This window comes from Pseudoalteromonas sp. NZS71_1 (assembly GCF_015864305.1).
Taxonomy (GTDB): Bacteria; Pseudomonadota; Gammaproteobacteria; order Enterobacterales; family Alteromonadaceae; genus Pseudoalteromonas; species Pseudoalteromonas arctica.
The window spans coordinates 1-14,203 of record NZ_JADYXM010000027.1; the positions used below are offsets into that span (position 1 = coordinate 1).

At 37.1% G+C, this 14,203-nt stretch carries 10 protein-coding genes and 1 rRNA gene; 7 read left to right on the forward strand and 4 right to left on the reverse strand.

The window, feature by feature from the left end:
* Positions 1 to 202: 202 nt before the first annotated feature.
* Together rrf and I6F43_RS19860 are read left to right on the forward strand one after the other, a co-directional pair.
* Positions 203 to 317 (forward strand): 5S ribosomal RNA (rrf, locus tag I6F43_RS19855).
* A gap of 945 nt (positions 318 to 1,262) precedes the next feature.
* Complete coding sequence (locus I6F43_RS19860) at positions 1,263 to 1,898, forward strand: methyltransferase family protein (RefSeq protein ID WP_165723059.1); 636 nt, start codon at positions 1,263 to 1,265, stop codon at positions 1,896 to 1,898.
* Between the two features lie 93 nt (positions 1,899 to 1,991).
* Here I6F43_RS19860 and I6F43_RS19865 read toward each other — a convergent pair whose 3' ends face one another.
* Genes I6F43_RS19865 through I6F43_RS19875 form a run of 3 tightly spaced genes read right to left on the reverse strand, consistent with a single transcriptional unit; the run spans position 1,992 to position 6,612 of the window.
* Entirely contained in the window at positions 1,992 to 4,010 is a 2,019-nt protein-coding gene (locus I6F43_RS19865; RefSeq protein ID WP_197103740.1) for a putative bifunctional diguanylate cyclase/phosphodiesterase, read from the reverse strand.
* Positions 4,011 to 4,014: 4 nt separating this feature from the next.
* Positions 4,015 to 4,542: a YfiR family protein gene (locus I6F43_RS19870; RefSeq protein ID WP_010553524.1), complete on the reverse strand. Its 528-nt coding sequence runs from the start codon at positions 4,540 to 4,542 to the stop codon at positions 4,015 to 4,017.
* 9 nt (positions 4,543 to 4,551) lie between these two features.
* A complete protein-coding gene (locus I6F43_RS19875) occupies positions 4,552 to 6,612 on the reverse strand; it encodes a TonB-dependent receptor plug domain-containing protein (protein WP_197103742.1) in 2,061 nt (686 codons plus the stop codon).
* A gap of 474 nt (positions 6,613 to 7,086) precedes the next feature.
* Between I6F43_RS19875 and I6F43_RS19880 the strand changes: the two genes are divergently transcribed.
* The 4 genes from I6F43_RS19880 to I6F43_RS19895 all read left to right on the forward strand — a co-directional run bounded on the left by I6F43_RS19880 (position 7,087) and on the right by I6F43_RS19895 (position 11,058).
* A complete protein-coding gene (locus I6F43_RS19880) occupies positions 7,087 to 7,965 on the forward strand; it encodes a sensor domain-containing diguanylate cyclase (protein WP_024592868.1) in 879 nt (292 codons plus the stop codon).
* A gap of 444 nt (positions 7,966 to 8,409) precedes the next feature.
* A complete protein-coding gene (locus I6F43_RS19885) occupies positions 8,410 to 9,426 on the forward strand; it encodes a Kelch repeat-containing protein (RefSeq protein ID WP_197103744.1) in 1,017 nt (338 codons plus the stop codon).
* Positions 9,423 to 10,139 (forward strand): SIR2 family NAD-dependent protein deacylase, encoded by a 717-nt coding sequence (locus tag I6F43_RS19890; protein ID WP_197103746.1) that lies wholly within the window; start codon positions 9,423 to 9,425, stop codon positions 10,137 to 10,139. The genes I6F43_RS19885 and I6F43_RS19890 overlap by 4 nt, the downstream gene beginning before the upstream one ends.
* Before the next feature lie 121 nt (positions 10,140 to 10,260).
* Positions 10,261 to 11,058, forward strand: a complete 798-nt coding sequence (locus I6F43_RS19895) for a response regulator transcription factor (protein ID WP_101162887.1) — start codon at positions 10,261 to 10,263, stop codon at positions 11,056 to 11,058.
* A 64-nt stretch (positions 11,059 to 11,122) separates the two neighbouring features.
* Here the strand turns inward: I6F43_RS19895 and I6F43_RS19900 are convergent, their stop codons facing one another.
* Positions 11,123 to 12,436, reverse strand: coding sequence for a M20/M25/M40 family metallo-hydrolase (locus tag I6F43_RS19900; protein ID WP_197103748.1), 1,314 nt, complete (start codon positions 12,434 to 12,436; stop codon positions 11,123 to 11,125).
* Positions 12,437 to 12,823: 387 nt separating this feature from the next.
* Here I6F43_RS19900 and I6F43_RS19905 point away from each other — a divergent pair, with 387 nt between their 5' ends.
* Positions 12,824 to 13,531 (forward strand): SDR family oxidoreductase, encoded by a 708-nt coding sequence (locus I6F43_RS19905; protein WP_197103750.1) that lies wholly within the window; start codon positions 12,824 to 12,826, stop codon positions 13,529 to 13,531.
* The last annotated feature ends 672 nt before the right edge of the window (positions 13,532 to 14,203 follow it).

The window sequence follows — 14,203 nt, forward strand, 5'->3', positions numbered from 1 at the left end:
TGGAAGTGGTGTGAGCCATTAAGCTAACTTGTACTAATTACCCGTGAGGCTTAACCATACAACGCCAAACGCGTTTTATGCGACAGTTTAGACAGAAGTTAATATGACTAAAGTAGATATTTACTGAAAGACTTAAAAAATATTATCAGATATTTTCCAAATTCAGTTAGTGCGTAGCGATACGGATTAACGCCCAAATTTGCTTGGTGACAATAGCGTTTTGGACCCACCTGACTCCATGCCGAACTCAGTAGTGAAACGAAACAGCGCCGATGATAGTGTAGCATTTGCTATGTGAAAGTAGGACATTACCAGGCTTCAAATTGTAGAAAGCCCGAATCTAACGATTCGGGCTTTTTTACGTCTGTAGAAAAGTGAAATACGCGCAATTAACACACACTCACATCTACACCATCACGTAGCGCAGCGACTCCCGACGTTAAAATCACAACAAAAACCCTCAATACCCCAGTCGGCCAATAAATTAGCATTTGCTACGTAACTTTCTACTGCTGTGGGCACTATGACATCACCAGGCTTCAAATTGTAGAAAGCCCGAATCTAACGATTCGGGCTTTTTTACGTCTGCAGAAAAGTGAAATGCGCTCAATTAACACACACTCACATCAACACGCAGGGCGGGTGAGCAAAGCGACTCCTGCTGTTAAAATTATAAAAACCTACGCTCTACGATGAGTGCGCAGTATTTTCACTATGACTCTCCACCGCTGAAGGTATCATGACATCACACAAGCATTAAGTTGTAGAGCTCCCGAACCTAACGAGCTGCGCTTTTTACATTTTTAGAAAAGTGATTCAGGTAATCCGCTATGGCGAAGCGTCTCTCAATGAATAATCTACTTAATTTAACGAGTTAAAGTGGCATCGCCGATGCGAGTGTCGTCTTTCACTGTGACTTCCTAACGCTGAGGGTACTATTGCACTGTACAAAGCTTCAAATTAAAGAAAGTCCTAACCGAAATAGTCGTTTTTTTTGCATATATAGAATGTAAAAATATGAGTGAATAATATCAATTCAAATATATAAGCAGATTGGTATTATATAAAAAGTATGAGATCCTCATAAATCAAAGTTATTTTAAATTAATGGTATGAGTTAATGATTACTCGTTAACAAACCTCTGACTTAACTTGTTTATGGAGGCAATGAATACTAATATAATTTCATGACCTTATAACTAAAATTTATTGAGTTAGTTGTTTTAAAATTACTACCAATAATGATTGTGAGCTGTAACTAGATGCCCTATGAAACATTTTTAGATGACTCTACTTCGCTAGTTGAATTTACACGTATTTACTTAGCTGTTTTTTATACTTTTGTTGCGGGGTTTTATACATTTAGAATTATTTATAAAAATAGAGACACACCATCAGGCGTTATTTATCCCGGAGATAAGTTTTGTACTAGTTGGTGGAACCATATGGTTTTTAAGTTTTTCAGGGCTGCTATTTGGTTTGTATGTGTAATTAGAGTGTTTGTACCTGAGTTAGATAGCTACCTTGGGCTATTTCCAATTCTCAATGGCTGGCCAGGTGTATTATTTGGCGATATTTTATTGAGTGCAGGTTTTATTTTGACGATGTTTGTACATTTTCATATGGCAGCACTTTGGCGTTCAGGAATTGATCCTAAGGGACCGCATGAGCTTAAAACATCAGGACTATATGAATACTCTAGGAATCCGATGTATTTAGGTGTTGTAGCTGCACAGGTGGGTTTCTTTTTAGCCTTACCTAGTATATTTAGTTTGACCTGTTTGGTTATTGGTTTTATAGCTATATATAGACAGACGTTAGTTGAAGAAGCTCATTTAGCTCATCGCTTTTCAACACAATATAAAGAGTATAAACAACTAGTCCCTCGCTGGTTATAGCTTGGGATTGAGCTTTAAATACATGAATTTTTAACGCAAGAGTAAAGAGGTGTTCTGTGTTGAATTGCTAAAATCCAGCACAATAGACATAAATCAGAGCACTTTTTTTTGTTTTATATACTTTTTTATAAATTCTTTTTTAGAAATTGCCTTTGAAAAAATGTAGCCTTGAATATAATCGCAAGCAAGCTGCTTTAATAGATCATACTGTTTTTCTGTTTCAACACCTTCCGCTACCACCATTACATCTAGGTTGTGAGCCATAGTGATAATAGCCTTCACGAGAGCAATACTATTATCGTTTGATTCAATATCGCTTATAAATGAGCGATCTATTTTTAAAATATCTATATCTAAGCGCTGTAGATACGCCAAAGAAGAATAACCAACACCAAAGTCGTCAATCGCTATGTCTATATTAATAGTGCTTAAGCGTTTTAATTGTCGCTGTATTGACGAATCTGGATCCATTAAGGTATTTTCAGTGACTTCAATTAAAATAGTGTTAGCGGGTAGTTGGTACTTTTTACTTGCAACAATCCATTCATCCACCCAGCAACCAGCGCGGTCAATTTCAAGAGGTGATGTATTTACACTGACTTGAATTGTCTTTTCACTTAAAACATTGAATTGGACAGTATCTTGAATTGCTTGAGATTTTACCCATTGGCCGATATCGTTTATCAATCCGTTTTTTTCAGCAACAGGTATAAATTCATTAGGCCCTATTAGGCCTCGTTCAGGGTGGTTCCAACGAATAAGGGCTTCAGCTTTAGGTACTGATTTCCCATCAATTGAAAATATAGGTTGGTAATATAATTCAAATTGGTTTTTTACAATTGCAGTGCGTATCTCTTCTATCAGGCGACGCTTTTCTGTGGCTTTTTCTTCGATAGCATAGGAGAAAAACTCATAGCGATTCCGCCCTTTATTTTTAGATAAATACATCGCTTGATCAGCACGTCTAACGAGCTCTTCTACTGTTAAACCATCAGCAGGGAAAAACGTTAAACCTATGCTTGCGGTAACATAGACTGTTTCTTTTTTTATTTTAATGCTCTGCATTAAACTACTTTTTACAGCTTCGGCAATTTTTGATGCTTCATCAGGGCTACTTACACCCTCTAAAATTAATGTAAATTCGTCTCCACCTAAGCGTGCTACTGTATCTTTTGTTGTTATACAGCTTTGCAGCCTCGTTGCTACCTGGTGTAATAATAAATCACCGTAGTCATGTCCAAGGCTGTCGTTTACTTCTTTAAAACCATCTAAATCTATAAATATAAGTGCGAATTCCATTCCCTTAATACTTACTAAGCTTTGTAGTTTCTCGTAAAAATACCGTCTATTTGGTAAATCGGTTAACCCGTCTTGGTAAGCATATTGTTGCAACTGAATATTTGCATTTTCAAGTTCATTAGTACGAAGCCTAACTTGGTTTTCTAATGAGCTTTCTCTTTGCTCAATGTTGTATAGCATGTCGTTAAAACAAGAAGTTAACTGTCCGACTTCATCTTGTGATAGTTGTTTAGCGCGTAAACTATAATCATGTGACGTTGTTATTTTATTTGCTGTTTGTGCTAAATATAAAATAGGGTTTAAAAAGCGGCGCCTTAGCAAAAGGGATAAAATGAGGCTGATAGCAAAGGTAAAGACCATCAAAATCATTATAAATTTAAAGTAAAAAGTGATTCTGTCTTGAATGTAACTGTTGTTAGCGCGTATTTTTAATACGCCATAATCATGCATATCGAGCTGAAGGGGGGTATTAACCTCAATGCTTTGTTCTATTTCTTCATTTTCGGCTTGAGCAATAACAAGTTGTTCACCAGTCATACTCGTTACCATTATACTAATAACATCTGAGCGTATAAGTATTGGGTTTATAAGCTCTTGTACTGCATCTATATCATTAAACATAAGTGCAGCAGTTATATTGGGTGAAAGCATTTTAGACAGCGACCCCAGGCTTTCTATTTGTTCTTCTTTAGCGCTGGTGATTTCATAAGCACTAAATACAATGGTTACTGTAGCGGTTGATACAAGTGCGACACTCATTAAGATGAATAATAATTTTTTGCTCATTGTATTTAATGCAAATAGTTTTTTCATTGCATTACCTATCTACAACGCGTGCAAGTCGTAGTACTTTTGAACTCATAGTAATGCCTGCATCTTTAAGCTGTTGTGGTGCAATTTCAAAGCGAATTTTACCACTGGAAAGAAAGAATCTGATATGGCCGCCATTTTCAATAAATGAGTCTGTTTCACCAATGACCATAATATTTTTTAGATCTAAAGGAGTTATGTTTTGCCACTGAGCAAATGTATCTGAGGTGATAAATAGCATGTTACACGCAGATGTTGTGACTTCATCAAGAGTGACTAATTTATTATGTAAAGGTAATTTTTTTATAGTGCGATTTTTTAGAGCGGTGTTAGCCACATCAATAAAGTATTTATCAGGGCTACAAATAGTAAATTGATCAAGGGGTTCTAAATGAGAATCCCAGTGTCCAAAACGTGCAAAGTTATACAAGAAGCCTGCTTTTAGCATGTATTCTTTTTCAACAGCGTCAACGCTGGTACTTAAAAGTACCAAGGCTATTAAGCTTCTGTGAATTAGACTTCTTAATTTAATCATCTAATTAGCTTAGAAATTTGCTGAAATTGTAAACGTAATACATTCATCAATATAGTTTGGTAATGTATAGGTTTCGCGCGTATTACTGTACTCAATATGTGAACCTGAAAATAGGTTTTTACCCGAAACTGCAGTAGACCACACAGGAGTAGCCTGCCAATTCCAACTAATATCTAACGTTGTGTAATTATCAGTATTATATGCATTTGAGTTTACTGCTCGTAATGTCGCAAACACGTTATGGTTGGTTAAAAAAGAATAATCGGCTTTTGCAAATAACTGCCTGTTTTTAGAGTCATACCCGATAGCGGGCTCTACTCTAGGAGGTAAATCGTAGTTATAGTCGGTGTAACTGTAACCAAACTCAGTATTGAGATTATCAATTGGTTGCCATGATACTACTAAGTCGAACCCTTTAGTGGTTGTGTCTGCTACAGATGCAAAGTCTAAATCTATACGAGTCATTGTTAGTGCTTGAAATACTTCTGGAATTCTCCCTGCTAGAAATAAATCAAGTATAGGAGTGAATTGTTCAGCATGTGTATTCATATCAATAACCGCTACGTTTTTAGCATCGGTATAATAAGTAGAAAGATCCAATGACCAATCGTTAGCAGTAAAACGGTAGCCTAATTCATAAGATAGATAGTTTTCTGATTTAACTTTGTCATTACCATTTAGGTAGGTTGCAATTCGGTAGTCGTCTATTTGGTCAAAGCCTGAATTTAAACCGGTAAGATCTTTAATTTCTGTACCATTAACTTTAAAGTTGTCGTTAAATTCAATTAATGTTGGTGTACGGACACTTCGCGATATTGCGCCCCAAGTAAGGTGGTTATCTACTGGTTTGTATATAAGTCTTGCTGATGGTTGATTTTCCCAGCCAGTTAAATCGTTATGATCAAGCTTAGTACCAACAATAAAGTCGAGAGTGTCAGGAGTCACATTGTATTGAGCTTGAACAAGTGCACCATATTGTTTGAGGCTATCAAAGTTTTTATCGCTATCTAAAAATACACTTTCTGCGAAAGATATAGAATTGTATCGGTAGTTCAACCCCCAATCTAACTGTAGAGATTGATATATAAAATTCATTTGATAATCAATATCTATAGATTCAAAGTCTTCTTTAATATAATTTTGAGAGCCATTTTGTTTAAGCCAAGAAATTTGTAGCATTTGATTGGCATCTGGCGACATTCTGTTTTCAAGGCGCGCCATTATGCGCGAGTCTGTTCGCTTTAAATCATCTGAAAATGAAATGTTTTCGTTGGTTTCATCGACAACACCTCGGTAGTTTTGGCCAAGTGTGGAATGAGTTACATCACCCTGAAGTAGCGCAGACCACTCATCATTAGGGGTAAAGTCAGCTCTAAAACCTAAAGAGTTTTGTTTGGTTGTGTCATTAGGGGGAAGTGAGATCCCTTTTTTTGATTCATTAGCATCTTTTAAGTGCCCATACACACGGTAGCTGCCTATGTTACTTATATCACCACCGTAGCGAAGATTAGCATCAACATTTATTTGATTACCAGTTGTTACACTTGCGTATCCACCGCGAGTATCAATACTATTTTTAGTAATGATATTAATAACGCCATTATTTGCGTTACTTCCCCAAAGTAATCCGCCTTGTCCGCGTATAACTTCAATACGTTCAATATCGTACAAAGGAACGTTGAGTGTTTCCCAATAAACAGCGGCAAACTTTGGGGTATATAAGCTTTGTCCGTCAATCATAACCAATAATTTGCTTGAAAAGCGAGAGGCAATGCCTCTTGAGGAAATAGCCCATTGATTGTTATCGAGCTGACGGACGATTAAACCCGGCACCATTTTTAGTGCTTCAGGTACTGATGTAGCACCAGATTTAGTAATTTGTTCTTTACTTAATACATAAATAGATGAAGCGGTATCAAATGCTGATTGTGCTCTTTTCATCGCAGAAGTTGCTTGCACATCCATACCCATTAAAGCATCAAGATCGAGGTCTTCATCTTCAAACGGCTCAGCCATTACAAGAGGGCACACAAAAAGTAATGGCCAAAATAAACGTTGTGATATTTTCACCCAAAAATCTCCTGCGCAATCAAAAAATCAAAAACAATGACTGTTTTTGTAATACATGTGATATCACACAATATTAACATACATTAACAGCGTAAAAGTATAAATGCGATTAAATCAAAATAACTAATGTTGTAGTAGTTAAAAATTTAACTACGGCCAATAAAACAATAAAAAATACAGTAGATACATTTTATACAAGTACATTTATTAAAGAGTAAAAAAATAGAAGTTACTGAGAGCTATATGGTTATTTACAATTTAAAATTTAGGCTATTTTTGAAGGACTTCAAAGTATTTTGCGGTTATTGATTATTTAACTTTGCATATCATGCTTTTGCAGGGCGATATTAATTATACGTGCACGATTAATCTAACTTTGTATTAATTATTAGTGTAGTTTCAATTACCTTTGCTTTTATTAAAGGTATATAGAATACTTAAATTCGCTTGGTTTTGCTTTAAAGGCACCAAAGTATGGAAAAAAATGAATTAATTAATGTCGAAGAAGTACTCAATTTAATGCTTGATGCGGTATGCGTGGTAGATAAACAAGGCACATTTATTTTTGTCAGTGCCGCATTTGAGCAAATATTTGGTTATACGGCCGATGAAGTTGTTGGCACAAAAATGATTAATTACGTTTACGAAGGTGATCATTATAAAACGCATAATGCCGTAACTTCGCTGTTGTCTGGCGAAATGGTGAACCCTCGCTTTGAAAACCGTTGGATGAGAAAAGATGGTCAAGTAGTTCATATATTATGGTCTGTTCGTTGGTCAGAGCAACATCAAGTAAGAATCGCTGTCGCGCACGATATAACTGAACGTAAAGTAATGGAAGATCAACTCCATTATATGGCACGGCACGATGTGTTAACTGGCCTACCAAATCGTTCTTTATTGATGAATCGATTAGAAAAAGTAATTATTAGTGCAACCAGAGACAACACGTTTTTTTCTTTACTGTTTATAGACATAAATGGCTTTAAAGCAGTAAACGATACTCACGGACACGAAATTGGCGATAAGCTTTTATGCGCTATAGCAAAAAGGCTTTCAGCGTCAGTAAGGCATTACGACACAGTAGGGCGTTTAGGCGGAGACGAATTTTTAATTATTTTAGATAATTTAAGTTCTAGCCACGAAACCGTCAGAATAAAAAATAAAGTCCTCACTGAGTTTAAAGCCGTCTTTAAGTTAGATGACGTACTACTAAATATTTCACCCAGTATAGGAATTGCAAATTACCCCGAGCACGGCCAAACAGATCACGAACTCATAAAGTATGCTGATCAAGCTATGTACAAAAATAAACAACGAGGCTTAGATAACGTAACCTATTTACCTCAATAACTAAGCTGAACTATCACCTTAGCTTAAACAATAATCACAGCGCCCTTAACTACAATGCCTTACTTGCCGACATATTTTTTAATATCGGTTTGCCAGTGCTGCGCTAAAAAACCTATAAATGCTCTTACAACAGTTTGTTGGTAGTTCCTTGATAAATAGGCTGCCCACAAATTATGTCCAGATGATAATGAAGGCGATTACCGTATCGGCAGTAATACATTTTTTACGAATGATGCAGGCGAAAGCAAGGTATCGGTCACTGATTATGCAACTGCAATGGTTGATGAAGCGCAAAATGCGGCGCACGTTAATAACCATATTAGTATTGCCTACTAATATGGTTACTAATCAAAAGCGTTTGATTATTTAGATATAACAATACTGGCTCACAAGGTTAAAATAATTTAATCTGAGCGTATTAATTCTTATTAAATTATTTGCCTTATGAACCTTCTTTTTTCTCTTGCGTTAGCAAGCCTTCCCGCTTTACCAGAGCCAGTTGCTAATAATGCTGTGGCTAAAGTTACAGTACAAAACCAAACCTATTTTTTAAGCTTTATGGGGCTGGGCCGCGATAAACAATACTCGTCAGTGCATAACAAGGTGTGGGCGCTTAAAGTTGGCGATTCACAGTGGCAATCTAAAACTGGTGTGCCTTCAAGCTTGCCACTAAAAGGGCGCTTAGCAAGCACCGCAGTCGGTTTAGGCGAGTACGCCTATGTGTTTGGCGGCTATACGGTAGCAGAGAATCATACTGAAGTTTCAAGCCCCGACGTATATAAGTACGACGTAATAAAAGATACCTACACTCATCTTGCGAGTATGCCAGTACCCGTAGACGATAGCGTAGCGCTGAGCTACAAAGCGCGTTACATTTATCTAATTAGCGGTTGGCATAACGACGGCAACGTAAACTTAGTGCAAGTGTACGACACGCAAAATAATACATGGCAACAAGCCTCGCCATTTTTAGGTGAGCCCGTATTTGGCCAAGCTGCTGCAATTAGCGATAATACCATTGTTATTTGTGATGGCGTTAAAACACAAGCTAATCCTGATTCGCGTCGCTCGTTTGCAGGTGTAGCACAGTGCTTAAAAGGCACAATAGATTCAACTAACCCACAAAAAATAGATTGGCGTACGTTGCCACATCCAACGGGCAGCGCTCACTATCGAATGGCTGCTACCAGCTATAATGGCAATATTTATATGATGGCAGGCTCTAATAACCCATATAACTACAGCGCAATAGGCTACGACGGCAAACCTGCACCAGCAAGTGACCATGTTTGGCGCTTTAGTATCGAAAAAAACGAATGGCAGATTTTATCCTCAGTTGAAGTAAAGAGTATGGATCATCGTGGTTTACTTGAGCACAGCGGTGTTTTATATCGAATTGGCGGTATTGATAACAGTCAGCAAGTAAGCGCTAACGTACTCGGTTACGAGGCGCCAAAGTGAATACCCTTTACATTACCGGAGCGGGAGTCAGCGCAGCCAGTGGTATTCCCACCTTTAGAGGGGAGGATGGTTATTGGACCATTGGCAGTAAAAATTATACGCCTATGGAAATGGCAACGCGCGCAATGTACCAAAACGCCCCTAAAGAGTTTTTAGCATGGTATTACCATCGCTTTGCAACGTATCGCAACCATGGCCCAAACGACGTACACCATTGGCTAAGTGACAAAAACCTAATTACTCAAAACATAGATGGGCTTGATGGCAAAGCGGGTAATAAAAATTACATTGCTATTCATGGCAGGCTTGATCAAATGACCTTATTTCATGAGCAAGGTGAGCCAGTCACGCCACTTGCCACCCCGTGGGATAGCGTAGACGAAAGCCGCCTGCAAGAGTCTCTCTTTGAGCTATTTAATATTCAAAACCAAACGCCTGAGCTAAACCATTCATTTAAGCCCTTTGTTTTATTATTTGACGAATACTACACCGAGCTTTACAGAATAACAGAAGCACAACAGCGTATGCTCAACGCCGATAAAATTGTATTTATGGGCACCTCGTTTAGCGTTAATATTACGCAAATGGCAATTGAAATAGCCCGAAATTACGACATTCCTGTTGAAGTGGTTGACCCTGAGCCTGCACATATTTTGCACGCTAACGTGACATATAAAAAAATGAATGCATTAGATTACATTCAATCTAATTAAGAAGTGCTATATTTTAAAGGGATTGATAATGTTTTCTTAAATATTACAATCTCTTTATATAATATTAACGAGTTAAAAATGTTATTATTATCCTGATTATAACAATACTAAAGAGATCTGAATGAGCGACTTAACTGCAATAGCAAACTTGTCCATTTTACTTGTAGAGCCTTCAGAGGTTCAGCAAAAAATAATAATAAAATCGCTTTTAGAAAGTGGTGTAAAACAAGTTGAAACTGCATCTACACAAACACAAGCGCTTAGCTTATTAGCAAGTTATCACCCTGATCTAGTTATAAGCTCTATGTATTTATCTGACGGGACAGCCGATTCACTATTGCAAGAAATAAGATCAAACCCTATCACCGAGCATCAACCTTTTATGCTTATATCGAGCGAGCGTAATAAAAAATACCTTGAGCAATTACGCCAATCGGGTGTGCTGGCTATTTTGCCTAAGCCTTTTAGCGCAAAAGCCATTACCCGCGCACTCAAAGCAACCCTCGATATTATAAGCGAAGAAGAAGTAGAACTTGATCATTTTGACGTAACGCTGCTGCGAGTTTTAGTGGTAGACGACAGCCGCTTTGCGCGTAAACACATAATACGCGTACTTGCGGGTATGGGAATACCAGCACCAATAGAAGCTGAAAACGGTAAAGAAGCTATTGAGCACTTAAATAACCAATCGTTTGACTTAATTGTAACCGACTACAATATGCCAGAAATGGACGGACGAGAACTAACAGAAACCGTTAGAAGCTCAAATAGTTACTCACATATTCCTATTTTAATGGTGAGCTCAGAGGCAAACGAAACGCACCTAGCAAATATAGCTCAAGCGGGAGTTGATGCTATTTGTGATAAACCGTTTGAACCGGCCACAGTGCGAGAATTATTGTTTAAAATAATGTCTTAAAAGTAAGTACAAGCGTAGGACTGTTATTATTTGGCCTACGCTCATCTTTAAAATACATTTACTATTACAGTTTTCCTAATCTATAAATGAGTAATGCAGTTTTTTTAATGTTTTTATCAAGGCTGGTTAAATCGGCTATTTCGTTTTTAGTGTGCGCGCCGCTGCCCATCAAACCTAAACCATCAAGTGCCATATCAACATGGTTTGCCGCAAACGAAATATCAGCCGCACCTGCGTTGCGTGGGTTGGCGGCTACTACTTTGTTTAAGCCTAAATCGTGGCTTGCGTCGCTGTATAATTCTAATAGTTTTTTATTGCCATCAGTTAATGCCATTGGCGGGTAACCGTCTTCAAAAATAAGCTCTGCTTTACTGCCATTTAAACTGTTGCTAGCAATGAGTTGCATTGATCTTTTTGCGTTTTCGAATTGCTTTGGCGAAAGTGCGCGTAAATCACCTGCTACATGCACGGTTTGTGCTATTACATTACTTTTACCAAACGCCGTTGCTGACGAATTAGCACTGTCGTAGTCGGCATTGGTACCACCCACAATAAGCCCTGGGTTAAATGTTAAATTAGGTTGCGTGGCAAGTTGCTCTCTAAAATCATTTAAAATGCGTGATGCCTCGTAAATAGCGCCATATCCAACGCTTTCGCTAAATATTTGTGACGAATGCGCTGCATTTGCCGTTACGTTTAGCGTCCAGCCGGTATAACCACGGCGCGCCGCCATAGCTGTTTTTATGTTGTTATCGCCATTTTCATAGCCAAGCGCTACGTCAGCCCAAATTGCTGCATCAACAATAGCTTGTTTAGATAAGCTAAGCGGGCGACCGCTGCTTTCTTCATCGCCAGTCAATAATACTTTTATGCTTACATTTTCGAGTAAATTAAGGGCTTGTAAGCTTTTAAGTGCGGTAATTATTATCGTGTTACCGCCTTTCATATCGGCAACGCCTGGGCCACTGGCTGTATCGGCATCAAGTTGTTTGTAGGTAGTAAAGTTATCGTTTTTGGCAAATACCGTATCTAGATGGCCGATCATCAGTATTTTTATTGCATCGGGATCATTACTCTCATGGGTTGCTAATACATGCCCTGCGCGGTTAAACGCACTGCCATCCAGCCATTCTACTTTAAAACCAATGGCTTTGAGCTGCTCGCTTGTCAGCGCACCTACTTTTTTTACACCTTCAATATTAAGCGACCCGCTATTAATATTTACGGCTTGCTCTATTTCTTGCAGTGCTTGGGGAATATTTTTATCGACCTGTTTTACTATTTCACGCTCATTTTTATCAAGCGCAGCATGGCTTGTAAGCGGTAGGGTACTAGCAAGTGTGAGGATAAGTGCATGGCTAAATTTAAAAAATGACATAACAGCATAATAAGTGAGAAATAAGAATATTTAATATGAAGTAAAAATACAGAGGATTCAATAGGGGTAGATTGTGATTTTTAACTAATTTTATAAGTAATAACGAGTTACAAGTTTAAGGGGGAATGCGTTATTGGTTTAAACACAGGTATTTAAATATAACCACTTAACTAATAATCAACCTGTGCAACTAAACAGCAATTTGCCTGATATTACTGATCTCCACCATTTTGGATTTTTGCTACATTTAGAAAAGTTGAGACTGAACTAACTGTTTACAAATACTTATTTTATAGCTAGGGTAAAACCATTGTAATATAAGAACATTTGTCATTTTTTAGGTGACAAATGTCGTAGACTAAATTGTAAGATTTATAGGTATAAACAATGAATAACTTAGTTGTATTAATAACGGGTGCTAATAGGGGAATCGGTTTCGAATTAGCCAAACAATACCTTATAAATGGATGGACAGTAATTGCTACCTGTAGAAATCTAGAAACGGCGGTTGGTCTAGTTTCATTGAAAGATAAGTTTCCAAATAAATTGTCTATTGAACTAATGGATATCACTTGCCCTGAAAAAATTAAGACGTTGGCAAGTAAACTTAATGAGGAAAATATTAAATTAGATTTAATAGTAAATAATGCGGGATATTTGGATCGAGAAAACACAAGTATCCATACTATTAATTATGCTAGTGCCGAAATGTGTTTTAAGGTAAATTCACTTGGACCACTATATTTAACTCATTGCTTTTTACCTTTAATAAATAAAAAACGCTTATGTAAGATAGCCGTTATTTCTTCTGCTATGGGATCTTTGTCGCTAGAACAAAGTGTGGATTGGTATGGTTATCGAATGTCTAAAGCAGCAGCCAATATGCTAGTAGTGAACTTATCACAAGAACTTGTTAATGATAATGTGGCTGTGGTAGCTGTTCACCCCGGTTGGGTTCAAACCGATATGGGTGGCTCTACAGCAAGTGAAAATGTTGTAGACTCGGCTCTTGGAGTTATGAACGTTATTCTGAATTTATCTATTGATAATACGGGAAAGCTTTATAGTTTTAATGGTGATGAGTTACCGTTCTAATAAATATAACAACACGCTATGAGGTGGATAACTAGTAAAATTAGCTATTAATTGCAAATTTTAAAACTGCTGATCCTCTTCGTTTTAAGGCTATTAAATACGTCAATTCACCGTAGGGTGTTAACGCGGTTTAAGATCCATAACCCATTCATGCAACACTCTAGGTATGTAAGTGAGAAATAAGAGTATTTAATATGGAGTAAAAATACACAGGATTCAATAAAAGTGGATTGTGATTTTTAACTACTTTTATAAGTAATAACGAGTTACAAGTCTAAGGGTTATGGGGTGTACGCGTTATTGGTTTAAACACAGATATTTAAAATATAACCTTTTAACTAATAATCAAGCTGTATAACTAAACAACGATTTGTCTGATATTACTGATCTCCACCATTTTGGGGTTTTGCTACATTTAGAAAAGGTAAGGCGAACCTAACTAACTGTTTACAGTTGTTTATTTTATAGCTAGGATAAAATCATTGTAATATAAAGACATTTTTCGGTTTGTAAAACGACAAATGTCGTAGACTAAATTATTAGGTGTTTTTAGAATGCGGTTAACTTTGATAGTATTATCGATATTTTATAGTTCTTTTTTATTTGCTCATAAAGATACTGGGGTTAAAATCCAAGATGATGGAGTTTTAATTGGTCTTCCGCAGAAATATG